The sequence below is a fragment of the Pseudomonas thermotolerans DSM 14292 genome (assembly GCF_000364625.1).
GTDB classification, from domain to species: domain Bacteria; phylum Pseudomonadota; class Gammaproteobacteria; order Pseudomonadales; family Pseudomonadaceae; genus Aquipseudomonas; species Aquipseudomonas thermotolerans.
In genome coordinates, this window is the sequence record NZ_KB822604.1 from 78,280 (window position 1) to 102,130 (window position 23,851).

Here is a 23,851-nt window from a genome sequence, read left to right on the forward strand (position 1 = left end):
CGGGGCCCGGGCATTATTTCCTTTTCATCGACATGAAGAATTCGTCGTTGGTCTTGGTGTCCTTCAGCTTGTCGATGAGGAATTCGATGGCGGCGATCTCGTCCATCGGGTGCAGCAGCTTGCGCAGGATCCACATGCGCTGCAGCTCGTCCTCGGCGGTCAGCAGCTCCTCGCGGCGGGTACCGGAACGGTTGATGTTGATGGCTGGGAACACGCGCTTCTCGGCGATGCGGCGGTCGAGGATCAGCTCCATGTTGCCGGTGCCCTTGAATTCCTCGTAGATCACCTCGTCCATCTTCGAGCCGGTCTCGATCAGCGCGGTGGCGAGGATGGTCAGGCTGCCGCCTTCCTCAATGTTACGGGCGGCACCGAAGAAGCGCTTGGGCTTCTCCAGGGCGTGGGCGTCGACACCACCGGTGAGCACCTTGCCGGAGCTGGGGATCACGGTGTTGTAGGCGCGCGCCAGACGAGTGATGGAGTCGAGCAGGATGACCACGTCCTTCTTGTGCTCGACCAGGCGCTTGGCCTTCTCGATCACCATCTCGGCCACCTGCACGTGGCGGGTCGGCGGCTCGTCGAAGGTGGAGGCGACCACTTCGCCGCGCACGGTGCGCTGCATTTCGGTCACTTCCTCCGGGCGCTCGTCGATCAGCAGGACGATCAGGTAGCACTCGGGGTTGTTGCGGGTGATGTTCGCCGCGATGTTCTGCAGCATGATGGTCTTGCCGGCCTTTGGCGGGGCGACGATCAGGCCGCGCTGGCCCTTGCCGATCGGCGCGCAGAGGTCGATGACGCGGCCGGTGATGTCCTCGGTGGAGCCGTTGCCGGCCTCCATCTTCAGGCGCTCGTTGGGGAACAGAGGCGTGAGGTTCTCGAACAGCACCTTGTTCTTGGCGTTTTCCGGACGGTCGAAGTTGATCGAGTCGACCTTGAGCAGCGCAAAGTAGCGCTCACCCTCCTTCGGCGGGCGGATCTTGCCGACGATGGTGTCGCCGGTGCGCAGGTTGAAGCGGCGGATCTGGCTGGGCGAGACGTAGATGTCGTCCGGGCCGGCCAGATAGGAGGAGTCGGCGGAGCGCAGGAAGCCGAAGCCGTCCTGGAGGATCTCCAGCACGCCGTCACCGGAGATTTCCTCGCCGCTCTTGGCGTGCTTCTTGAGGAGGGCGAAGATCACGTCCTGCTTGCGCGAACGGGCCATGTTCTCGATGCCCATCTGCTCGGCCATGTCGAGCAGTTCGGTAATCGGCTTTTGCTTGAGTTCGGTCAGATTCATAGGAATGACGTAAGTGTGAAGAGAAGGAGGGATGAGCCCTGGGCTCGGCAGGCCGCGTCGCGGGAAGAAAGCGACAGGATCGCGAACGAGTTCTAATTGGGAGTGCGTCGACGACGGCTTATGGAGGGCAGCGGAGAAACCGTTGCGTGGCCGAATTTAGCACTGCCGATTGGAGCGCGTCTAGCCTCAGCCACGAAAAAGGCCCTACGTTGCGCAGGGCCTTTTCACCAAACCTCAGATGTTGGCGTCGAGGAAAGCGGCCAGCTGGGACTTGGACAGGGCGCCGACCTTGGTGGCCTCGACGTTGCCGCCCTTGAACAGCATCAGGGTCGGGATGCCGCGCACGCCGTACTTCGGCGGAGTCTCCTGGTTCTCGTCGATGTTCAGCTTGCAGACCTTCAGCTTGCCCTGATAGGCCTGGGCGATCTCGTCCAGCACCGGGGCGATCATCTTGCACGGGCCGCACCACTCGGCCCAGTAGTCGACCAGCACCGGGCCGCTGGCCTGCAGGACCTCCTGCTCGAAGCTGGCGTCGCTGACGTTGATGATGAGTTCGCTCATGAAATCTCTCCGTCGATCCGGATGCAAAGAAAAAGTGGCCGCCATCATAGCCCGGCTTGGCGGTGGCCGAAAGGCGCCGGTGATTGAGTCTGGCTATGGAGGCCATGCACGGCAGCCCCGGCCGCGCCGGGCAGACGGCTTTCCGCGGCGGCGCCGGGCCGCTCAATCTGGCACGCCCGTCCGGCGTTTCGCGTTGGCGCGACTGGCCTATCATGGCAGGATGTCGCGGTTTCGCATCGAGATCCCCATCATGCCGCAAAGCGCCATCAAGAACTTTCCCGTCATCGCCGCCATCGATCTCGGCTCCAACAGCTTCCACATGGTGCTGGCCAAGACGGATCATGGGGAGATCCGCATCCTCGAGCGGCTCGGCGAGAAGGTCCAACTGGCCGCCGGCATCGACGACGACCGCTTGCTCACCGAGGACGCCATGCAGCGCGGCCTCGACTGCCTGCGCCGCTTCGCCCAGCTGACCGCCGGTCTGCCCCAGGGCGCGGTGCGCGTGGTGGGCACCAACGCCCTGCGCGAGGCGCGCAACCGCAGCGAGTTCATCCGCCGCGCCGAGGCGATCCTCGGCCACCCGGTGGAGGTGATCTCCGGCCGCGAGGAGGCGCGCCTGATCCACCTCGGCGTGTCCCACACCATGCCGGCCTCGCCGGACAAGCGCCTGGTGGTGGACATCGGCGGCGGCAGCACCGAGTTCATCATCGGCCAGTGCTTCGAGCCGCTGCTGCGCGAGAGCCTGCAGATGGGCTGCGTCAGCTACACCCAGCGCTACTTCAAGGACGGCAAGATCACCCCGGCGCGCTACGCCCAGGCCTATACCGCGGCGCGCCTGGAGCTGATGGGCATCGAGCAGAGCCTGCGGCGTCTCGGCTGGCAGGAGGCGGTGGGCGCCTCGGGGACCATCCGCGCGGTGGGCCAGGCCGGCAGGAACGGCGGCAACGGCGAGATCACCCCGGAGGGCATCGCCTGGCTGAAGCGCAAGCTCCTCAAGCTGGGCGACGTGGAGCGGATCGACCTGAACGGTGTCAAGCCGGACCGCCGGCCGATCTTCCCGGCCGGCCTGGCGATCGTCGAAGCGATCTTCGACGCCCTCGAGCTGCAGCGCATGGAGCACTGCGAGGGTGCCCTGCGCGAGGGCGTGCTCTACGACCTGCTCGGCCGCCACCAGCAGGAGGACGTCCGCGAGCGCACCCTGAGCGCGCTGATGGAACGCTACCACGCCGACCCCGAGCAGGCCGCGCGGGTCGAGGCCAAGGCCCTCTCCGCCCTGGACCAGGTGGCCGAGGACTGGGGGCTCACCGAGGAGTGGCACCGCGAGCTGCTCAGCTGGGCGGCGCGGGTCCACGAGATCGGCCGCGACATCGCCCATTATCACTACCACAAGCACGGCGCCTACCTGATCGAGCACTCCGACCTGGCCGGTTTCTCGCGCCAGGACCAGTTGATGCTCGCCCTCCTGGTGCGCGGCCACCGCCGCAACATCCCCAGGGAGCGCTTCGAGGAGTTCGGCGAGCAGGGCGTGCAACTGATCCGCCTATGCGTACTGCTGCGCTTCGCGATCCTCTTCCACCACATCCGCGGCAATCAGGAAATGCCCCGGGTGCGCCTGAAGGCCGGGGCGAAGAGCCTCGACGTACTGTTCCCGGAGGGCTGGCTGCAGGCCAACCCGCTGACCCAGGCGGACTTCGAGCAGGAAGCCGAGTGGCTGAAGCGCATCGACTTCAACCTGCGGGTCAGTTGAGCCCCGGCCGCTCGCACCCGCCCGGGGAGGCCGGGCGGCGGCCTCAGCGCACCGAGACCACCGGTGCGGAGAGCTTCTCGAGGAGGAACTGCTGGGCGTTGCGCGGGTTCTGGTTGCCGGTCGGGCTGTTGCGCAGGTAGCGACCGTCCGGCTGCAGCTGCCAGCTCTGGGTGTTGTCGCTGAGGTAGGCCTCCAGCTCCTTCTTGACCCGCTGGATCAGCTTGCGGCCCTCCACCGGGAAGCAGGTCTCGACGCGCTTGTCGAGATTGCGCTCCATCCAGTCGGCGCTGGACAGGTACAGCTGCTCGTCGCCATCGTTGTAAAAGTAGTAGATGCGGGTGTGCTCGAGGAAGCGCCCGACGATGGAGCGCACCTGGATGTTGTGCGACACCCCCGGCACCCCGGGGCGCAGGCAGCACATGCCACGCACTACCAGATCAACCTTCACCCCGGCCTGACTGGCCTTGTACAGGGCACGGATGACTTTGGGATCGGTCAGCGCGTTGACCTTGGCCATGATATGCGCCGGCCTGCCCTCGCTGGCGTGCTGGGTCTCGCGGGCGATCATGTCGAGCAGAGCCTTCTTCAGGGTGAAGGGCGCGTGCAGGAGCTTCTTCATGCGCAGGGTCTTGCCCATGCCGATCAGTTGGCTGAACAGCTTGGAGACGTCCTCGCCGAGCGCCGCATCGGCGGTCAGCAGGCTGTAGTCGGTGTACAGGCGGGCGTTGCCGGCGTGGTAGTTGCCGGTGCCGAGGTGCGCATAGCGGCGCAGCTCGCCGTTCTCGCGGCGCAGGATGAGAATCATCTTGGCGTGGGTCTTGAAGCCCACCACCCCGTAGATCACCACCGCGCCGGCGGCCTGCAGGCGGCTGGCCAGCTGCAGGTTGGACTCCTCGTCGAAGCGCGCGCGCAGCTCGATCACCGCGGTGACCTCCTTGCCGTTGCGCGCCGCCTCCACCAGGGCGTCGACGATCTCCGAGTTGGCCCCGGCACGGTACAGGGTCTGCTTGATGGCCAGCACGTTGGGGTCCTTGGCCGCCTGGCGCAGCAGGTCCACCACCGGGGTGAAGGACTCGAAGGGGTGCAGCAGCAAGATGTCCTGCTTGCCGATCACGTTGAAGATGTTCTCAGCGTTCTGCAGCGGTTTAGGAATCGCCGGGGTGAAGGGCTTGAACTGCAGTTCCGGGTGGCTGTCCAGGGTGGTGATGCTGAATAGGCGGGTCAGGTTGACCGGGCCGTTGACCTTGTACAGCTCGCTCTCATTGAGGTTGAACTGGCGCAGCAGGTAGTCGGTGAGGTGCGCCGGACAGGTGTCCACCACCTCAAGGCGCACCGCGTCGCCGTAGCGGCGGCTGAACAGCTCGCCGCGCAGGGCGCGGGCCAGGTCCTCGACGTCCTCGGTGTCCACCGAGAGGTCGGCGTTGCGAGTCAGGCGGAACTGGTAGCAGCCCTTGACCTTCATGCCGGGGAACAGGTCGTCGGCATGGGCATGGATCATCGAGGAGAGGAACACGTAGTTGTCGCCGGCGCCACCGATCTCCTCGGGCACGCGGATGATGCGCGGCAGCAGGCGCGGGGCCGGGATGATCGCCAGGCCGGAGTCGCGGCCGAAGGCGTCGACGCCCTCCAGCTCGACGATGAAGTTCAGGCTCTTGTTGACCAGCAGCGGGAAGGGGTGCGTCGGGTCGAGGCCGATTGGGGTGATGATCGGCGCGATCTCGTCGCGGAAGTAGCGGCGCACCCAGGCCTTGAGCTTGGTGGTCCAGTGGCGGCGGCGGATGAAGTTGATGTGGTGCTTGGCCAGCTCGGGGAATAGCACGTCGTTGAGGATGGCGTACTGACGGGCCACCTGCTCGTGCACCAGCTCGCTGATCCGCGCCAGCGCCTGGTGCGGCTGCAGGCCGTCGGCGCCGGCCTGCTCGCGGGCATAGGTGATCTGCTTCTTCAGCCCGGCGACGCGGATCTCGAAGAACTCGTCGAGGTTGCTGGAGAAGATCAGCAGGAACTTCAGCCGCTCGAGCAGCGGATAGGACTCGTCCAGTGCCTGTTCCAGCACACGGATGTTGAACTTCAGCTGGGACAGCTCGCGGTGGATGTACAGGCTGGTGTCGTCCAGGCCGGGAATCACCAGCGGGGCGGGGGCCGATTCCTCGGCCACGGGCTCGGGCGCCAGCGACTCGGCTTCGACAGGTTCGGCAGTGGGCGCCTCCGCCGGGAGCTGGTCGAGGGCCTCGGCCTTGAGCAATTCGCTATCGGTGATTCCTGCTGTGTTCATCGCGTCCTTCCGGGGGGGCGGATCAGCGCCCCTGTTGCAAGAGTTCTGCCGCACGCACGGCGAAGTAGGTGAGGATGCCATCTGCGCCGGCGCGTTTGAAGGCGGTCAGCGATTCCAGGATCACCGCCTCGGAGAGCCAGCCGTTCTGGATCGCCGCCATGTGCATGGCGTACTCGCCGCTGACCTGGTAGGCGAAGGTGGGTACGCGGAATTCGTCCTTCACTCGGCGCAGCACGTCCAGGTAGGGCATGCCGGGCTTGACCATCACCATGTCGGCGCCTTCGGCCAGGTCGGTGGCCACCTCGTGGAGCGCCTCGTCGCTGTTGGCCGGGTCCATCTGGTAGCTGGCCTTGCTGCCCTTGCCGAGGTTGCTGGCGGAGCCCACGGCGTCACGGAACGGGCCGTAGTAGGCGCTGGCGTACTTGGCCGAGTAGGCCATGATGCGCACGTTGCTGTGGTCGGCCAGTTCCAGGGCCTCGCGAATCGCCTGGATGCGCCCGTCCATCATGTCCGAGGGGGCCACCACCTGGGCGCCAGCCTCGGCGTGGGATAGCGCCTGCTTGACCAGGGCATCCACGGTGACGTCGTTCTGCACGTAGCCGTTCTCGTCGAGGATGCCGTCCTGGCCGTGGGTGGTGAAGGGGTCCAGGGCGATGTCGCCGATCACCCCCAGCTCCGGGAAGCGCGCACGCAGGGCGCGGATCGCCCGCTGGGCGATGCCCTCCGGGTTCCAGGCCTCGGCGCCGTCCAGGGACTTCTTCTCCAGCGGAGTCACCGGGAACAGCGCCAGGGCCGGGATACCCAGTTCCACCCAGCGCTCGGCCGCCTTGAGCAGCAGGTCGATGGACAGGCGCTCCACGCCCGGCATGGAGGGGACCGCCTCGCGGCGGTTCTCGCCATCGAGGACGAACACCGGGAGGATCAGGTCGTCGACGGTCAGCACGTTCTCGCGGACCAGGCGGCGGGAGAACTCGTCGCGGCGGTTGCGGCGCAGACGGGTGGCGGGGAACAGGCGGTTGGCGGGGGTGAAACTCACGGCAGACTCCAGAGCCCGCGCGGACGGGCGAGTGCGACAGTAAAAATGAACATTATGAACAAAGTGTGACCGCCCCGGGCGACGGTGCGACCGGAGGCCGCATCCGGCGCCCGGTCGGCCCGGGCCGGATCTTGAAATTCGCCCATCCGTCCCCATGATCCCGGCGGCTTTGACCGACGTTTGACGGAGGCTGCTGCATGAGGATCGCGCAAGTCGCACCCTTGTTCGAAAGCGTGCCGCCCAAAGCCTACGGCGGCACCGAACGTGTCGTGTCCTACCTGACCGAAGCGCTGATCGCCCTGGGCCACGAGGTGACCCTATTCGCCAGCGGCGACTCGATCACTTCCGCCGAGCTGGTGCCCATCGTCGAACGCAGCCTGCGCCTGGACCCCACGCAGCCCTACTGGCTGCCCTGGCACACCCTGATGCTCGACGAGGTGTTCCAGCGCGCCCGGCAGTTCGACGTGATCCACTTCCATATCGACTACCTGCACTACCCCCTGGCGCGGCGCTGCCCCACCCCCTGCCTGACCACCTTCCACGGCCGGCTCGACCTACCGGAACTGGCGCCGCTGCACCGCCACTTCAGCGACATGCCGGTGGTGTCCATTTCCGACTACCAGCGCCGCCCGCTGCCCCACGCCAACTGGCTGGGCACCGTCCATCACGGCCTGCCCGGCGGGCTGTACCGCTTCCACCCGACGGCCGAGGACTACTTCGTCTTCGTCGGGCGCATCTCCCCGGAGAAGCGCGTGGATCGCGCCATCGCCATCGCCAAGGCGTGCGGAACCCGCCTGCGCATCGCCGCCAAGGTGGACGAGGCCGACCGCCGCTACTTCGAGACGCAGATCCGCCCGCTGCTCGACCATCCGCTGGTGGAGTTCCTCGGCGAGATCGACGACGTGCAGAAGAACGAACTGGTCGGCCGCGCCAGGGCCCTGTTGTTCCCCATCGACTGGCCGGAGCCGTTCGGCCTGGTGATGATCGAGGCGTTCGCCTGCGGCACCCCGGTGATCGCCTTCCGCCACGGCTCGGTGCCCGAGGTGATGGTCGACGGTGTCACCGGCTACGTGGTCGACAGCCTGGAGGCCGCCATCGCCGCCGCCCGGCGGGTCGGCGAACTGGACCGCCGGCGCATCCGCGCGCTGTTCGATCGCCGCTTCACCGCCCCGGCGATGGCCGAGGGCTACCTGGCGATCTACCGCCGGCTGTGCCGCGAACGGGCGCGCCTGTCGCGCGACACCGGCACCCCGCAGCCGGCCTGACGCCCCCCCGTGCATGCGCCCGGCCTTCCGCGGGCGCGTGCACGGGGCTGCGACGGCTGGCCGCAACGACGCCGCAAAGCCCACGCCAGACGGCTCCGCCGGCCGCCCGGAGCATTCCCCGATACACTTCCGCACTTTGCCAGCATGGGCCTGGCGCGGTAGGCTGCGCGTTCACTTTTCGCGCCGCGTCGATGATGCTTCAAGAATTCCTGCAGGATTTCGGCTATTTCGCCCTGTTTCTCGGTACCTTCTTCGAGGGCGAGACCATTCTGGTGCTGGCCGGCTTTCTGGCGTTCCGCGGCTACATGGACATCAACCTGGTGGTGGCCACCGCGTTCTGCGGCAGCTATGCCGGCGACCAGCTGTGGTACTACCTGGGCCGCCACAAGGGCCGCCAGATCCTCGCCCGCAAGCCGCGCTGGCAGGCGCTCGGCGACCGCGCGCTGCGCCACGTGCGCCGGCACCCGGACCTCTGGGTGCTGATCTTCCGCTTCGTCTACGGCCTGCGCACGGTGATGCCGGTGGCCATCGGCATGTCCGGCTACCCGCCGCTGCGCTACCTGATCCTCAACGGCATCGGCGCCATCGTCTGGGCCCTGGCCCTGGGCCTGGCCGCCTACCACTTCGGCACCGTGATGGAAGGCATCCTCGGCAGCGTGAAGAAGTACGAGCTGTGGGTGCTCGGCGGCCTGCTGGTGGTCGGCTGCCTGCTCTGGCTGCGCCGCTGGCTGAAGGCCCCGCGCCAGACCCCGCCGAACTGAGCCCCCTCAGAGACTACCCAGGCGGTCGCGGCGCCAGCCCTCCGCCAGGCGCGGCAGATAGATCCCCAGCAGACTGAGCAGGCCGTACAGGGCCAGCAGCGCCCAGGCCTCCGCCCCTGCCGGCAGCAACGCCAGCTGCTGGGCCAGCCATAGCACCGGCAGATTGAGCAGCAGGCGCGCCCACTCCAGCCCCAGGGCCGTGGGGCGGCTCTCCAGCCAGACACCGAGCACATGGAGGCCGAAGGCCATCCAGGCCCAGCCGAGCAGTTGCCCGGCCAGCGGCCAGTCCTCGGCCGCGGCCATCAGCCAGGTGCCGCCGAGCAGATAGACCAGGAACTGCAGGGCGGCGTAGAGCTGCGCGGCACGCCCCAGGGGCACCTCGAACTTCTCGAAGCTGGCCGGGTCCGGCTTGGCCAGCGGGTAGCGGGCCGCCACGTCGGCTGGCCGCCAGCCGGTGGGCATGAACCAGATGCGCAGCCGATCCCACCAGGAGCCGGCGCGCCGGGCGTCCTGCCAGAGCAGCGCGTAGAACTGCAGGTTGGCCCACAGCGGGTTCCAGCTGCGCAGCGGAGTGGTCACCCCGTACACCGGCGGCTCCTCCGCCAGCTCCTCCTGAAAGGTGCCGAACAGACGGTCCCAGAGGATGAACACGCCGCCGTAGTTGCGGTCCAGGTACAGAGGATTGCGGGCATGGTGGACGCGATGGTTGGAGGGCGTGATGAACAGCCACTCCAGCCAGCCGAGCTTGGGCACGTGACGGGTGTGCACCCAGAACTGGTAGAGCAGGTTGAACGCGGCGACGGTGAAGAACACCAACGGCGGCACCCCGGCGAGGGCCATCGGCAGATAGAAGATCCAGCCGAAGAGAAAACCGGTGCTGGTCTGCCGCAACGCGGTGCTGAGGTTGTACTCCTCGCTCTGGTGGTGCACCGAGTGGGCCGCCCAGAGCACGTTGCGCTCGTGCCCGAGGCGATGGTTCCAGTAGTAGCAGAAGTCGTAGAACAGGAAGGCGAACCCCCAGACCCAGGGGCTGTCCGCGGGGAGCTCGAACAACCCCCAGTGGCGCCAGGCGAAGTCGTAGGTGAGCAGCCCGACCACCTTGGTGAGCAGCCCGCTGGTGGTGGACAGTACGCCCGCACCCAGGCTGCTGATGGCGTCGGCCAGGCGATAGCTGCGTACGCCGCGCCAGCGGTCGGCGAGCAGCTCGAGGCCGATCAGCAGAAAAAAGACAGGTACCGCGTAGAGGATGTAGTTCATGGCGACAGCGTCCTCGGCCGGCTCCGGCGCCGGTCTTGTTGATCTCGTGCAGAGGATTCTAGCCTCGCCCGGCGTCAGGGCCGCGGCGCCAGGTGCCACACGCAGCGGCATTTGGCGACACGCGGACGGCCGGGCAGACGCCCGCGCGCTTGACCGCAATGCTCCGCTAGTGGTGCAGTAGCGATTCATGACGGGCCGGTCGCGCCATGTTCCCCTTGATCGGCCCCTTCCACGTTCAGGAGTTATTCATGACCAAGAAAGTCGCAGTGATCCTGTCCGGCTGCGGCGTCTTCGACGGCGCCGAGATTCACGAAAGCGTGATCACCCTGCTGCGCCTCGACCAACGCGGCGTCCAGGTGCAGTGCTTCGCGCCGAACGTCGCCCAGCTGCACGTGATCAACCACCTGACCGGCGAGGAGGCCCCGGAAAGCCGCAACGTTCTGGTCGAGTCCGCGCGCATCGCCCGCGGTAACGTCAAGGACGTGCGCGAAGCCAAGGTCGAGGATTTCGATGCCCTGATCATTCCCGGCGGCTTCGGCGCCGCCAAGAACCTTTCCGACTTCGCCCTCAAGGGTGCCGACTGCACCGTGCAGCCGGACGTGCTGGCCCTCGGCCAGGCCTTCGCCGCCGCCGGCAAGCCGATCGGTCTGATCTGCATCGCCCCCTCGCTGGCCGCGCGCTTCTACGGCGAAGGGGTGATCTGCACCATCGGCAACGACCCGGACACCGCCGCGGCCCTGGAGAAGATGGGCGCGGTCCACGAGGAATGCGTGGTCGGCGACGTGGTCGAGGATGCCCAGCGCAAGCTGGTCACTACCCCCGCCTACATGCTGGCGCAATCGATCAGCGAGGCCGCCGCCGGCATCAACAAGCTGGTCGACCGGGTCCTGGAGCTGGCCGGCCACGCCTGAGCGCCGCCCTGCTCCGGCGCAGCCTGCCGGCGATCCGGCCAATCTGCGCGGCACTCCCGCCGCCCCTCTGGCCGCCGCCGGCACGCTTCGGCACCGTAGGGCCTCCCGTCCACGGATGCCCCTGCGCCATGACCGACACGCCCTTCGAACTGACCGACGAGCTGCGCCTGGCGATCTACCAGTTCTTCGAGCGCATTCCCTTCAATCGCCTGCTCGGCATCGAGATCGGCGAGCTGAGCGAGGAGCGGGTGACCATGCACCTGCCGATGAGGCCCGAGCTGGTCGGCAACTTCGTCCACGGCATCCTCCACGGCGGGGTGATCTCCGCGCTGCTGGACACCTGCGGCGGGGCCATGGCGCTGATCGGCGCCTTCGCCAACCACCGGCACCTGCCCAGCGCCGAACGCATGGCGCGGCTTACCAGACTGGGCACCATCGACCTGCGCATCGACTACTTGCGCCCCGGGCGCGGCGCGCGCTTCACCGCCACCGCCCTGCCGCTGCGCGCCGGCAACAAGGTGGCAGTGGTACGCATGGAGCTGCACGGCGACGATGGCACCCTGGTGGCGGTGGGCACCGGCACCTACTTGTGCGGCTGAGAGAAAGAGCGGGCGTCTAGAAGGCGCCGCGGCGACGGAACCAGCCGGTCAGCGACAGGCGCTCGCGACTGGCCGGCAGCACCTCGTGGGGCAGGTCGGCGGACATGAACACCACCAGGCTGCCGCCGACGGGCAGGATATCCTTGCTGCACTCGGCGCCGCCCTCCTCCAGATACAGGCGCAGGGCGCCGCCGTGCTCGGGCTGCCAGTCTTCGTTGAGGTAGACCAGTGCGGTCACGGTGCGCCGGTCGTCGTCGCGGAAACGATCCAGGTGACGGCGGTAGAAGGCCCCCTGCGGGTAGCAGGCGAAGTGGCACTCGAAATCCGCCAGGCCGAGGTAGAGGCTTTGGTTGAGGGTCTGGCGCAGCCCGTCCATCAGCGCCAGATAGCGGTCGCCGACCGCCGACTGGCCAGGCTCCAGCCACTGGATGCGGTCGCCACGGATGCCTTCCTGCACCTGCTGGCCGGCTCCGCGACCGATGGCGGCAGGGACCAGTTCGCCGCGGCGATAACGTTCACGGCACTCAGCGGCCAGTTCGCGGGTCTGATCCGCTGGCAGGAACAGATCCTGCCGCGACCAGCCGCGGACGGCGAGGTCGTCGACGATGCGATCGAACAGCGGATGGCAGGTGATGTCGGACATGGCGGCGATTCTAGCAGCGCGACCGGACACCTCGACAAGCCGCTGCGCCGCCGCAAGAATAGCCGCCTTCCTGACAGGAGTCCCTATGCGCGTCCTTCTCGCTTGTCTGTTACTGCTGCTCGGCCTGCCCAGTCTGGCCGACGACCATAGCCAGCTCTACCAGGCCGCCGGCTGGCCGGAACAGCGCGCGCATTTCATTTCCGCCCTGGAAGCCGCCCAGCAGCGCTACCGCAGCAGCCTGCCACCGGCGGTCTACCAGGCCCTGGTGGACAACAGCAACAAGCGCTTCGCGCCCCAGGCCGTGGACCAGCGCGCCCAGGCCAAGCTGCGCGCGCAGCTCGCCGATCCGGCCCCGGCGCTGGCGTTCTTCCGATCGCCCCTAGGCCGCAAGGTCGTCGCCGCCGAGGTCAAGGCCACCAGTCGCGAGGAACTGCTGAAGAACGCCAACGGCCTGCCGCGCATGCAGGCCGAGGCCACCCGACGCCTGCTGATCCGCCACCTGGCCCAGGCCCTGCCGGCCCGCGAGGCCGGGGCCGAGGTCAGCCTGGCGCTCGCCGGAGTGGCCGCCGACAGCCTCAGCCAGATGCTCCCCGGCCTGCTCGGCGGCGGCCAGGCGGCCCTCGGCATGCTGGAAAGCCAGCGCCAGCGGCTGATGGAACAGATCGGCGAGGACCTCGACAACACCCTGCTGTACGTCTACCGCGAGCTCTCCGACCCGGAGCTGGAGGAGTTCGTCGAATTCGCCCAGTCCGCGGCCGGCCAGGCCTACTACCAGGCCGCCCTGGCCGCGGTGCGCGCCGGCCTGGCGGTGGGCCAGAGCAGCGAGCAGCTGGCCCCGGCCACGCCGAGCATCTGACCCGCCTAAACCAGGCGCTCGCACAGGAAGTCCAGGTAGCGACGGCGCAGCGTCTCGCTCTCGTTGGCCAGGTGGTGGCGCGCCTCGGACAGCAGCAGCAGCTCGGGCTCGGCGAACTTGGCGCCGAGCACCTCCAGGTTGTGCCGCCAGTCCACCGTCATGTCCGCCTGGCCCTGGACGATCAGCGGCCGCCGTGGCCGCCCCGGCGCCGCCTCGATGCGTGGCACCCAGCGAGCCAGAGCGCCGACCCAGGCGGTGGGCAGAATCAGCGGCTGCAGCGGATCGCGCTGCACGAAGTCGAGGAACGCGGGGTCGGTGGAGTTGGCGCTGAAGCGCCGCGGGATGCTGCTGACGAAGGGCCGTAGCAACTGGTAGCTGAGCTTCGACCAGCCCCAGGCGCGCGGCCGGACCAAAGGCGCCAGCAGCACCGTCTCGGCCACCTCGGCGCGCACCGAGCCGTGCAGCAAGTAGTCGATCAGGATCGCCCCGCCGGTACTCTGCCCGCACAGATGCCAGGGCGCCGGCAGGCCCAGGGTGGCTGCCTGGGCGAGCAGACCTTCGAGCACCTGCTGGTACTCGGCGAAGTCGCCGATGCTGGCCCGCGGCCCGCTGGACAGGCCGTGCCCGGGCAGGTCGCAGGCGAGCACCGCGAAGCCCAGCTGCAGCGCCCAGCTGATCAGGTGCCGATAGAGGCCGACGTGGTCGTAGTAGCCGTGCTGCAGCAGCAGGGTGCCGCGCGGCTCGGCCGGCCACCAGGCCTGGGCGACGATCTGGTAGCCAGCGGCCGGGAACAGCCCCATGCGCGCCTCGGCGCCGGGGAACTCCAGGCCGTAGAAGGCCCGGTAGGCAGCCACCTGGGGCGGCTCGGCAGCCATTTCCGCCAGCGGGCGCAGGTGCAGACGCAAGAATTCGGGCGGGAAACGCTCGGGCATGGGACCTTCCATCATCAGCGACCAGGCCCTGGCGCCAAACACGCCGGGGCCGCCGCCGATATTCAGCTGCGCGGCGCGGCATGGCAAGCTATGCGCCTCGCTCCCGACCGGTCCGCCATGTCCCAGTCCCGCCGTCCGCTGCCGATCGCCGTCCTGCTCCTGCTGCTGGCCGTCGCCCTGTTCGCCGCCTGGCACTGGTACCAGGAGCGCTACCTGCGCCCCTTCGCCGACGCCGCCACCCTGTTCGACGGTCAGCAGCTGCGCCTGCCGACCGAGCTGGCCGGGCCGGGGCCGATCCGCCTGGTGCACTTCTGGGACCCGGCCTGCCCCTGCAACGTCGGCAACCAGCAGCACCTCGCCGAGCTGGTGGCGCGTTTCGCGCCGCGCGGCGTGGTCTTCTACGCGGTGCAGAAGCCTGGCAGCCGGGGCCACCTGCCTGCCGGCCTGAGCACCCTACAGGCGCTGGACGGCCTGCCCGGTGCCGAACGTCTGCCGGCCAGCCCGGCGGTGGGCATCTGGGACGGCGAGGGGCGCCTCGCCTACTTCGGCCCCTACAGCGAAGGCGCGGTGTGCAACTCGGCGAACAGCTTCATCGAGCCGGTGCTGGAAGCCCTGGCCGCGGGCCGCCCGGTCAGCGCCGCCAACACCTTGGCGAGCGGCTGCTTCTGTGCCTGGCGCTAACCCGTGCCCGCCGGATCGCGCTGCCGGGCGCGGAAGCGCTCGGGGGTCTCGCCGTACCAGCGGCGGAAGGCCCGGTAGAACGGCGACAGCTCGGCGAAGCCGCAGGCCCGTGCCACCTCGCGGATCGCCACGCCGCGGCGCAGCAGCTCCCGGGCACGCTGCTGGCGCACGCTCTCGCGCACCTGGCGCAGGCTGCTGCCCTGGGCGGCCAGGGCGCGCTGCAGGCCAGCCGCCGACATCCCCAGTTCCGCCGCGCAGGCGGCCAGCGAACAGTCGCCGCCGGCCAGGCGCACACCGAGCAGGTAGCGCAGACGGTTCAGCAGCTGGCTCTCCAGCAGGCCGTCCAGCTCGCGCCGGGCATGCGCGCTGAGCAGCGCATGCAGACCCGGATTGGCGGTGCGCGACGGCCGGCGCAGGAGCGCCGCGGGAAACAGTAGACAGTCATGGGCCTGGCCGAAGCACGGCAGCAGGCCGAACAGCCGGCGGTGCTCGGCGGTCCGCCGCGGCTGGGCATGCCGGAAGTGCAGACCACTCAGGCGGAACTCGCCATCGGTGAGGAAGCCCAGCAACTTGATCAGCAGCAGCGCCAGGCACTCCATCTGCTGACGCAGCGGCGGATGGCCCAGATAGTTGAGGTCGATCACCAGGCGCGCCTCGTCGTCCTCCACCTGCAGCCGGGCGAGCAGACCGCCGGAGAGGATGGCCTGGAAGCGCACCAGGCTGTCCAGCGCCTGCTGCAGGTCGCTGCTGGCCAGCATCAGGTAGCCGACCACGTCGAGCAGCCGCGGCTTCATCGCCTCACCGAGGTGCAGGCCGATGTCCGGGTCGCCGGTGATCTCCGGCAGCGCCTGCCAGAACAACGGCGCGCTGTCGTGTTCCAGGCGGGCGTCCACCGGCACCGCGGTGAGCCGGCGATGCTGGTAGACGCGGCGGTATACCTCGGTGGGGTCCAGACCCTGCTCGGCCAGAGCCTCGTAGAGCTGGCGGCGCAAGGTGGCCGAGTGGGTCAGCGGCGAATCGTGGGCATCGTGCATGGCTGGCTCCGGCGTTGACCAAAGACTTACAGCCCTGATGTGGCAGGTCAATGCCCGCGCCAGAACGGCTGCGCAGAATCCCGCCCACGACAAGAACGAACAAGGAGTCCTTCGCCGATGAAACGCACCCTGACGGCCCTGACCGTCGCCGTCGCTGCAGTGGCTGCCGGCGCCACCTGGTATGTGCTCCACAAGCGCCCGCTGCGCGACGGTGAGCTAACCCTCGCCCGCCTGCAGGCGCCGGTCAGCGTCCGCTACGACGAACGCGGCGTGCCGCACCTCCGCGCCGAGCACGAGGAAGACCTGTACCGTGCCCTAGGCTTCGTGCACGCCCAGGACCGGCTCTTCCAGATGGAGATCCTCCGCCGTCTGGCGCGCGGTGAACTGGCCGAAATCCTCGGCGAGCGCTTGGTGGACACCGACAAGCTGTTCCGCACCCTGGGCATCCGCGAACACGCCGACCGCTACGCCGGGCGTCTGGACCGCCAGGCGCCGGAGGTGCGCGCCCTGCTCGCCTACCTGGACGGCATCAATCAGTACCAGGCCAGCCGCCCGGCTCCTCTGGAGTTCGATCTGCTGGGCATCCCCAAGCGGCCCTTCACCGTGGAGGACACCGTCAGCGTCACCGGCTATCTGGCCTACACCTTCGCTGCCGCACTGCGTACCGAACCGGTGCTGAGCTACATACGCGAGCGGCTGGGCAGCGACTACCTGAAGATCTTCGACCTCGACTGGCACCCGCAGGGGGTGATCCGCCAGGCCGACGCTGCAGCGGCCCTGACCGAGCGAGACTGGCAAGGCCTCGGCGCCCTCGCCCGGCTGAGCCAGAATGCCCTGGCCTCGGCCGGCCTGCCGCAGTTCGAGGGCAGCAATGCCTGGGTGGTGGGCGGCCGGCATACCCGCAGCGGCAAGCCACTCTTGGCCGGCGACCCGCACATCCGCTACGCCGCCCCGGCGGTCTGGTACGAGGCGCAGCTGAGCGCCCCCGGCTTCGAGCTGTACGGCCACCACCAGGCGCTCAGCCCCTTCGCCCTGCTCGGCCACAGCCGGCGCTTTGCCTGGAGCCTGACCATGTTCCAGAACGACGACCTGGACCTGATCGCCGAGAAGGTCAACCCGGAGAACCCCGAGCAGGTCTGGTACCAGGGCCGCTGGGTGGATCTGGAAAGCCGCGAGGAGACCATCAAGGTCAAGGACGGCGAGCCGGTGACCCTGCGGCTGCGCCGCTCGCCCCACGGACCGATCATCAACGATGCCCTGGGCGCCGGCGCCGGGGATCGACCGATCGCCATGTGGTGGGCCTTCCTGACCACCGAGAACCCGATCCTCGAAGCTTTCTACCGCCTCAACCGCGCCGATACTCTGGACAAGGCCCGCAGCGCCGCCGAGCGCATCCATGCTCCCGGCCTCAACGTGGTATGGGGCAATGCCGACGGCGACATCGCCTGGTGGGCGGCGGCCAAGCTGCCGCTACGCCCGGCCGGGGTGAACCCCAGCCTGATCCTCGACGGCACCACCGGCGAGGCGGACAAGCCCGGCTTCCTGCCGTTTAGCGCCAACCCCCAGGAGGAGAATCCCGCGCGCGGCTTCATCCTCTCCGCCAACTACCAGCCGTTGTCGCCGAGCGGCGTTGCCATCCCCGGCTACTACAACCTGCCCGACCGCGGCCAGCGCCTGTATGACCGTCTGGCCAGGGCCGACGTGCAGTGGGACCTGGAGAACAGCCAGGCGCTGCAGCTGGAGACCGCCACCGACTATCCCCAGCGCCTGCTCCGACCGCTTGCCGCCGAGCTGCGCGGCGCGGCGCGGGACGATCAGGAACGCCAACTGGTGGAGCGCCTGCTGGCCTGGGACGGTCGCCACGAGCTGGACTCCGTGGACGCCACCCTGTTCAACCAGCTGACCTACCAGTTGGCCGCGGCGGCGCTGCTCGACGAGCTGGGCGAGTCCTTCTTCGACGGCCTGCTCGGCACTCGCGTCATCGATAGCGCGCTGCCGCGCCTGGCCGCCGACGCCGACTCGCCCTGGTGGGACGACCGCAGCACCCCGGCCCGGGAAGGGCGCGCCGAGATCGTCGCCAAGGCCTGGCAGGACGCCCTGGCGCACCTGCGCGGCAGCTTCGGCGAGGATCCCGGGCAATGGACCTGGGGACGGGTGCACACCCTCACCCACGGTCATCCGCTCGGCCAACAGCGGCCCCTGGACTGGCTGTTCAACGTCGGTCCGCTGGCCGCGCCGGGCGGCCGGGAAATCCCCAACAACCTGTCCCACCGCATCGGTCCGGCGCCCTGGGCGGTGGTCCACGGCCCCTCGACCCGCCGGCTGATCGACCTGGCCGATCCCGAGCACAGCCTGGGCATCAACCCCCTGGGGCAGAGCGGCGTCCCCTTCGACCGGCACTATGCCGACCAGGCGGAGGACTTCATCCGCGGCCGGTACCAGCCGCAGCACTACGCCGAGGCAGACGTCGCTGCGCACAGCCGCGGCGAGCTGCGTCTGCTGCCGGCGCGCGACTGATCCGCCGGAAACGACAACGGGCCCCGCGGGGCCCGTTGTGCTTGCCTGCCAGCAGAAGGCTCAGGCGGCCGGCTTCCAGGTCGTCTGGCTGGCTGCGGCCTCCTCGGCCATGGTCTCCATGGCCTGCTGGATCGCCCGGCGGCGGCGCTCCTCGGCGCGGCGGGTGAAGTACCAGGCAAGGAAGGTGAAGAACGACACCACCAGCAGGATCAGGCTGGCGATGGCGTTGATGTCCGGCTTCACGCCCAGACGCACGGCGGAGAACACCTCCATCGGCAGGGTGGTGGCACCTGGGCCGGAGACGAAGCTGGCCAGCACCAGGTCGTCCAGCGACAGGGCGAAGGACATCATCGCACCGGCCGCCAGGGAGGGCGCGATCATCGGGATGGTGATCAGGAAGAACACCTTCCACGGCCGCGCCCCCAGATCCATGGCCGCCTCCTCGATGGACAGGTCCAGCTCGCGCAGGCGCGAGGACACCACCACAGCCACGTAGGCCGTGCAGAAGGTGGTGTGGGCGATCCAGATGGTGGTCATGCCGCGCTCGGCCGGCCAGCCGATCAGCTGGGCCATGGCCACGAACAGCAGCAGCAGCGACAGACCGGTGATCACCTCGGGCATCACCAGCGGCGCGGTGACCATGCCGCCGAACAGGGTGCGGCCGCGGAAACGCGGGATGCGGGTCAGCACGAAGGCCGCCAGGGTGCCCAGCACCACCGCGGCGATCGCGGTGTACAGGGCGATTTCCAGGGAGCGCATCACCGCCCCCATCAGCTGGCTGTTGTCGAGCAGGCCGACATACCACTTCACCGACCAGCCGCCCCACACGGTCACCAGCCGCGAGGCGTTGAACGAGTAGATCACCAGGATGACCATCGGCACGTAGATGAACAGCATGCCGAGCCAGAGCATCACGTTGGAGAAACCGAAGCGCTTCATACCTTGCCCTCCAGTTCCTTGGCCTGGTTACGGTTGAAGAGAATGATGGGCACGATCAGGATCGCCAGCATCACCACCGCCAGGGCGGAGGCCACCGGCCAGTCGCGGTTGTTGAAGAACTCCTGCCAGAGCACCTTGCCGATCATCAGGGTCTCCGGGCCGCCGAGCAGCTCGGGGATCACGAACTCGCCGACCACCGGGATGAACACCAGCATGCAGCCGGCGATGATGCCGTTCTTCGACAGCGGCACGGTGATCTTCCAGAAGCTGTTGAAGTTGCTCGAGCCCAGGTCGGCGGCAGCCTCCAGCAGGCTGGGGTCGTGCTTGACCAGGTTGGCGTAGAGCGGCAGCACCATGAACGGCAGGTACGAGTAGACGATGCCGATGTACACAGCCAGGTTGGTGTTGAGGATCTGCAGCGGGTTGTCGATCAGCCCGATGCCCATCAGGAAGCTGTTGAGCAGGCCGTTGTTGCTGAGGATGCCCATCCAGGCGTAGACGCGGATCAGGATCGCGGTCCAGGTCGGCATCATGATCAGCAGCAGCAGCACGGTCTGGGTCTCCCGCTCGGCGCGGGCGATGGCATAGGCCATCGGGTAGCCGATCAGCAGGCACAGCAGGGTGCAGAAGAACGCGGTCTTCAGCGAGCCCAGGTAGGCTGCCAGGTACAGCTCGTCTTCGGTGAGGATCTGGTAGTTGTTGAGGTTGAGGATGATCGACAGCTGGTTGTCGGCCCAGGCGAAGATCTCCGTGTAGGGTGGAATCGCCACGTCGGCCTCGGCCAGGCTGATCTTCAGCACGATCAGGAACGGCAGCAGGAAGAACAGGAACAGCCAGGCGAACGGCACCCCGATCACCAGCTGGCGGCCCTGCGGCAGCAGCGACTTGAGACGGTTGAGGATCTTCATGAGCGCAACGCGACCCCGCTATCGTCTTCCCACCAGACGTAGACCTCGTCGTTCCAGCTCGGCCGCGCGCCACGGCGCTCGGCATTGGCGACGAAGGACTGGACGATGGCCCCGCTGGGCAGCTCCACGTAGAACACCGAGTGGCCGCCCAGGTAGGCGATGTCATGCACCTTGCCGCGCGACCAGTTGTACTCGCCGCTCGGCTGCTCGGTGGCGATCAGCATCTTCTCCGGACGGATCGCGTAGGTGATGCTCTTGTCCTCCGCCGAGGTGGTCACCCCGTGGCCGACGTAGATCTTGCGTTCGAGAATCGGACTCTCGATCAGCGCGTGGTCCTCGGCGTCCTCGATGATCTGCCCTTCGAACAGGTTGACGCTGCCGATGAACTCGCAGACCAGGCGGTTGATCGGCGACTCGTAGATGTCCACCGGACTGCCGATCTGCTCGATACAGCCGAGGTGCATGATGGCGATGCGCTGGGCCATGGTCATGGCCTCTTCCTGGTCGTGGGTCACCATCACGCAGGTCACCCCGACCCGCTCGATGATCTCCACCAGCTCCAGCTGCATCTGCGAGCGCAGCTTCTTGTCCAGAGCGCCCATGGGCTCGTCGAGGAGCAGCAGCTTGGGCCGCTTGGCCAGCGAGCGGGCCAGGGCGACGCGCTGACGCTGACCGCCGGAGAGCTGGTGCGGCTTGCGCTTGGCGTACTGGGTCATGTGCACCAGCTTGAGCATCTCGTTGACCCGCTCGTCGATCTCCGCCTTGGGCAGGCGATCCTGCTTGAGGCCGAAGGCGATGTTGTCCGCCACGCTCATGTGCGGGAACAGCGCGTAGGACTGGAACATCATGTTGATCGGCCGCTCGTAGGGCGGCAGGTCGGTGATGTCCACACCATCCAGGAAGATGCGACCCTCGGTCGGCCGCTCGAAACCGGCGAGCATGCGCAGCAGGGTCGACTTACCCGACCCCGAGCCGCCAAGCAGGGCGAAGATCTCGCCCTTGTTGATGCTCAGCGATACGTTATCGACGGCCAAGGTCTCGTCGAACTGTTTGCTGACCCGGTCGATCTTCACCAGCACCTCTTTCGGCTGCTGGCTTCCCTCGAGGGCCTTCTTGTACGCACCAGAGGCTATCGCCATTTACCACAACTCCCAACTTGGGGCTCCGGCCGAGCGGAGCCATTCTTCTAATTAGTAGATCCGGCCTGCCGCGGGTGCAGCCACAGGCGCTCGGCCGGGCTCCCCTTCCCTACGCCTGCGGCTGGCATGGAGCGGCTACCGCGGTTACCTGCCGGATTTGATCTTGGTCCAGGACCGGGTGATCAGACGCAGGACCTTAGGCGGCAGCTCGCTGGAGACATACAGCTTGTCGAGGACCTCCTGCGGCGGATAGACGCCTGGATCGTTGAGCACCTCTTCATCCATGAACTCGCCAGCCTTGAGGTTCGGGTTGGCGTAACCGACGTAGTCGCTGATCTTGGCGATCACCTCGGGCTCAAGCAGATAGTTGATGAAGGCGTGGGCCTCCTTGGGATTGGCCGCGTCCTTCGGAATGGCGAGGACGTCGAACCACAGGTTGCCGCCCTCCTTGGGAATCACGTAGCGGATCTCGACGCCCTTGCCGGCCTCCTCGGCACGGTCGGCGGCCTGCATGATGTCGCCGGAGAAGCCGGCGGCCACGCAGATGTTGCCGTTGGCCAGGTCGGAGATGTACTTCGAGGAGTGGAAGTAGGTGACGTAGGGGCGGACCGCCTGCAGCTTCGCCTCCGCCTTCTCGTAGTCCTCGGGGTTGGTGCTGTTCGGATCCAGGCCCAGGTACTGCAGCACGGCGGGAATCATCTCGTCGCCGGAGTCGAGCATGGCGACGCCGCACTTGCTGAGTTTCTGCATGTATTCTGGCTCGAACAGCACCGCCCAGGAGTCGATCTCGTCGGTGCCGAGCACCTCCTTGACCTTCTCGGCGTTGTAGCCGATGCCGTTGGTGCCCCACAGGTAGGGCACGCCGTACTGGTTGCCCGGGTCGTTGGCTTCGAGCTGCTTGAGCAGTCGCGGGTCCAGATTCTGCCAGTTCGGCAGCAGGCTCTTGTCGAGCTTCTGGAAGGCGCCGGTCTTGATCTGCCGGCCGAGGAAATGGTTGGACGGCACCACCACGTCGTAGCCGGAACGGCCGGCCAACAGCTTGCCTTCGAGGGTCTCGTTGGAGTCGAAGACGTCGTAGATGGGCTTGATGCCGGTAGCCTTCTGGAAATCGGCCAGGGTGGTCTCGCCGATGTAGTCCGTCCAGTTGTAGACATGCACGGTCGACTCAGCCTGTGCGCCAGCGCTCAGGCCGACGGACGCCAGTACACCGATCAGGGTTCTACGGAAAGAGATACGCATGTCAGCCCTCGTTCTTGTTAGTGTTCGTGACCCGCTCCCGTGGGTCGGTGGTAACTGGTCGCAACCGGCAGTCGCGGTTGCCCGTCGGGCCAGGGCGGGACGGCCTGTTCCACCCTGGCGGTGCTCCGGCGGAAGCTTCTTCCGCCGGAGGCCGTTGCCGCTTACTTGCCGGACTTGATCTTGGTCCAGCTGCGGGTCATGGCGCGCTGGGCCTTCGGAGTCAGATCCGGGAAGGCGTACAGCTTGGCCATGATCTCCTCGGTCGGATAGATGCCCGGGTCGTTGCGCAGCGACTCGTCCACCAGAGGAGTGGCGGCGGCGTTGCCGTTCGGGAACTGCACCTCGTTGGTGATCTCGGCCATGATTTCCGGCTTCATCAGGAAGTTCATGAAGGCGTAGGCGGACTCGACGTTCTCGGCGTCGGCCGGCACGGCGATCATGTCGAAGAAGGTACCGGCGCCTTCCTTCGGAATGTTGTAGGCGACCTTCACCTTGCCGCCGGCCTCCTCGGCGCGCGACTTGGCCTGGTAGACGTCACCCGAGTAGCCCACCGCCACGCAGATGTTGCCGTTGGCCAGGTCGGAGATGTACTTGGAGGAGTGGAAGTAGGTGATATACGGGCGGATCTTCAGGAACAGCTTTTCCGCAGCCTTGATGTCGGAGGCGCTCGGGTCGGCATTGTCCGGCTTGAGGCCCTGGTAGTACATGGCGATCGGCAGGACCTCGGTCGGCGAGTCGAGGACGGTGACGCCGCAGGACTTCAGCTTCTCGATGTTCTCGGGCTTGAACAGCAGGTCCCAGGAATCCACCGGGGCGTCGTCGCCGAGCACCGCCTTGACCTTGTCGGGGTTGTAGCCGATGCCGATGGAACCCCACATGTAGGGGAAGGCATACTGGTTGCCCGGGTCACTGACCTCGACGGTCTTCAGCAGGTTGGTGTCGAGGTTCTTCCAGTTCGGCAGCTTGGACTTGTCCAGGGGCTGGTAGACCTTGGCCTTGATCTGCTTGGCCAGGAAATTGTTGGACGGCACCACGATGTCATAGCCGGACTTGCCGGCCAGCAGCTTGGCTTCCAAGGTCTCGTTGGCGTCGAAGACGTCGTAGACGACCTTGATGCCGGTTTCCTTCTCGAACTTGGAGATGGTGTCCGCCGCGATATAGTCGGACCAGTTGTAGACGTGCAGCTCCTTCTTGTCCTGCGCCTGGGCCGCACCTGCCATCACCCCCATGAGCGACAAGGCGAGCAGAGACTTGCCGAATTTTTTCATGCACACAGCT

The 23,851-nt window shown here is 67.5% G+C and carries 21 protein-coding genes; 8 read left to right on the plus strand and 13 right to left on the minus strand.

The window, feature by feature from the left end; translation table 11 throughout:
- Positions 1-13 precede the first annotated feature (13 nt).
- Together rho and trxA are read right to left on the minus strand one after the other, a co-directional pair.
- The gene (gene rho / locus H165_RS0106475) at positions 14-1,273 is read right to left on the minus strand and encodes a transcription termination factor Rho (protein ID WP_017938100.1); all 1,260 of its coding nucleotides are present in this window, start codon (positions 1,271-1,273) and stop codon (positions 14-16) included.
- Between the two features lie 234 nt (positions 1,274-1,507).
- Complete coding sequence (trxA, locus tag H165_RS0106480; RefSeq protein ID WP_017938101.1) at positions 1,508-1,834, minus strand: thioredoxin TrxA; 327 nt, start codon at positions 1,832-1,834, stop codon at positions 1,508-1,510.
- Between the two features lie 250 nt (positions 1,835-2,084).
- Between trxA and ppx the strand changes: the two genes are divergently transcribed.
- Positions 2,085-3,581 (plus strand): exopolyphosphatase, encoded by a 1,497-nt coding sequence (gene ppx / locus H165_RS0106485; protein ID WP_017938102.1) that lies wholly within the window; start codon positions 2,085-2,087, stop codon positions 3,579-3,581.
- Between the two features lie 43 nt (positions 3,582-3,624).
- Here the strand turns inward: ppx and ppk1 are convergent, their stop codons facing one another.
- Positions 3,625-5,856: a polyphosphate kinase 1 gene (ppk1, locus tag H165_RS0106490; RefSeq protein ID WP_026146406.1), complete on the minus strand. Its 2,232-nt coding sequence runs from the start codon at positions 5,854-5,856 to the stop codon at positions 3,625-3,627.
- A gap of 22 nt (positions 5,857-5,878) precedes the next feature.
- Positions 5,879-6,892 (minus strand): porphobilinogen synthase, encoded by a 1,014-nt coding sequence (gene hemB / locus H165_RS0106495; RefSeq protein WP_017938104.1) that lies wholly within the window; start codon positions 6,890-6,892, stop codon positions 5,879-5,881.
- 197 nt (positions 6,893-7,089) lie between these two features.
- Between hemB and H165_RS0106500 the strand changes: the two genes are divergently transcribed.
- Together H165_RS0106500 and H165_RS0106505 are read left to right on the plus strand one after the other, a co-directional pair.
- Positions 7,090-8,157, plus strand: a complete 1,068-nt coding sequence (locus H165_RS0106500) for a glycosyltransferase family 4 protein (RefSeq protein ID WP_026146407.1) — start codon at positions 7,090-7,092, stop codon at positions 8,155-8,157.
- 194 nt (positions 8,158-8,351) lie between these two features.
- Positions 8,352-8,918, plus strand: a complete 567-nt coding sequence (locus tag H165_RS0106505; RefSeq protein WP_026146408.1) for a DedA family protein — start codon at positions 8,352-8,354, stop codon at positions 8,916-8,918.
- A 6-nt stretch (positions 8,919-8,924) separates the two neighbouring features.
- Here the strand turns inward: H165_RS0106505 and H165_RS0106510 are convergent, their stop codons facing one another.
- Positions 8,925-10,175, minus strand: a complete 1,251-nt coding sequence (locus tag H165_RS0106510; RefSeq protein WP_017938107.1) for a sterol desaturase family protein — start codon at positions 10,173-10,175, stop codon at positions 8,925-8,927.
- A 248-nt stretch (positions 10,176-10,423) separates the two neighbouring features.
- Here H165_RS0106510 and elbB point away from each other — a divergent pair, with 248 nt between their 5' ends.
- Entirely contained in the window at positions 10,424-11,086 is a 663-nt protein-coding gene (elbB, locus tag H165_RS0106515; protein ID WP_017938108.1) for an isoprenoid biosynthesis glyoxalase ElbB, read from the plus strand.
- 128 nt (positions 11,087-11,214) lie between these two features.
- Positions 11,215-11,685, plus strand: coding sequence for a thioesterase family protein (locus tag H165_RS0106520; protein WP_017938109.1), 471 nt, complete (start codon positions 11,215-11,217; stop codon positions 11,683-11,685).
- A 16-nt stretch (positions 11,686-11,701) separates the two neighbouring features.
- On the opposite strand, the gene H165_RS0106525 is transcribed toward H165_RS0106520, so the two are convergent.
- Positions 11,702-12,328 (minus strand): 2OG-Fe(II) oxygenase, encoded by a 627-nt coding sequence (locus tag H165_RS0106525; protein ID WP_017938110.1) that lies wholly within the window; start codon positions 12,326-12,328, stop codon positions 11,702-11,704.
- Between the two features lie 85 nt (positions 12,329-12,413).
- Here H165_RS0106525 and H165_RS0106530 point away from each other — a divergent pair, with 85 nt between their 5' ends.
- Positions 12,414-13,184 (plus strand): DUF2059 domain-containing protein, encoded by a 771-nt coding sequence (locus H165_RS0106530; protein WP_017938111.1) that lies wholly within the window; start codon positions 12,414-12,416, stop codon positions 13,182-13,184.
- A 5-nt stretch (positions 13,185-13,189) separates the two neighbouring features.
- Here the strand turns inward: H165_RS0106530 and bipL are convergent, their stop codons facing one another.
- Positions 13,190-14,116: a phospholipase BipL gene (gene bipL / locus H165_RS0106535; protein ID WP_017938112.1), complete on the minus strand. Its 927-nt coding sequence runs from the start codon at positions 14,114-14,116 to the stop codon at positions 13,190-13,192.
- A gap of 117 nt (positions 14,117-14,233) precedes the next feature.
- Here bipL and H165_RS0106540 point away from each other — a divergent pair, with 117 nt between their 5' ends.
- On the plus strand, positions 14,234-14,797 hold the full coding sequence (locus H165_RS0106540) for a DUF6436 domain-containing protein (RefSeq protein ID WP_026146410.1): 564 nt from the start codon (positions 14,234-14,236) through the stop codon (positions 14,795-14,797).
- Here H165_RS0106540 and H165_RS0106545 read toward each other — a convergent pair.
- The gene (locus tag H165_RS0106545; RefSeq protein ID WP_017938114.1) at positions 14,794-15,831 is read right to left on the minus strand and encodes an AraC family transcriptional regulator; all 1,038 of its coding nucleotides are present in this window, start codon (positions 15,829-15,831) and stop codon (positions 14,794-14,796) included. The two genes, H165_RS0106540 and H165_RS0106545, sit on opposite strands and share 4 nt — an antisense overlap.
- A 117-nt stretch (positions 15,832-15,948) precedes the next feature.
- Between H165_RS0106545 and H165_RS0106550 the strand changes: the two genes are divergently transcribed.
- Positions 15,949-18,348, plus strand: coding sequence for a penicillin acylase family protein (locus tag H165_RS0106550; protein ID WP_017938115.1), 2,400 nt, complete (start codon positions 15,949-15,951; stop codon positions 18,346-18,348).
- Positions 18,349-18,408: 60 nt separating this feature from the next.
- Here H165_RS0106550 and H165_RS0106555 read toward each other — a convergent pair whose 3' ends face one another.
- The 5 genes from H165_RS0106555 to H165_RS0106575 form a co-directional block, all read right to left on the minus strand.
- A complete protein-coding gene (locus tag H165_RS0106555; RefSeq protein ID WP_017938116.1) occupies positions 18,409-19,287 on the minus strand; it encodes an ABC transporter permease subunit in 879 nt (292 codons plus the stop codon).
- Entirely contained in the window at positions 19,284-20,195 is a 912-nt protein-coding gene (locus H165_RS0106560) for an ABC transporter permease subunit (protein ID WP_017938117.1), read from the minus strand. The genes H165_RS0106555 and H165_RS0106560 overlap by 4 nt, the downstream gene beginning before the upstream one ends.
- On the minus strand, positions 20,192-21,334 hold the full coding sequence (locus H165_RS0106565) for an ABC transporter ATP-binding protein (protein ID WP_017938118.1): 1,143 nt from the start codon (positions 21,332-21,334) through the stop codon (positions 20,192-20,194). Before H165_RS0106565 ends, H165_RS0106560 begins: the two co-directional genes overlap by 4 nt.
- Positions 21,335-21,478: 144 nt before the next feature.
- Positions 21,479-22,573, minus strand: a complete 1,095-nt coding sequence (locus tag H165_RS0106570; RefSeq protein WP_017938119.1) for a polyamine ABC transporter substrate-binding protein — start codon at positions 22,571-22,573, stop codon at positions 21,479-21,481.
- Between the two features lie 161 nt (positions 22,574-22,734).
- Positions 22,735-23,841 carry a polyamine ABC transporter substrate-binding protein gene (locus tag H165_RS0106575; RefSeq protein ID WP_017938120.1) on the minus strand — a complete coding sequence of 369 codons (1,107 nt, stop codon included), beginning with the start codon at positions 23,839-23,841 and terminating at the stop codon, positions 22,735-22,737.
- Positions 23,842-23,851 lie beyond the last annotated feature (10 nt).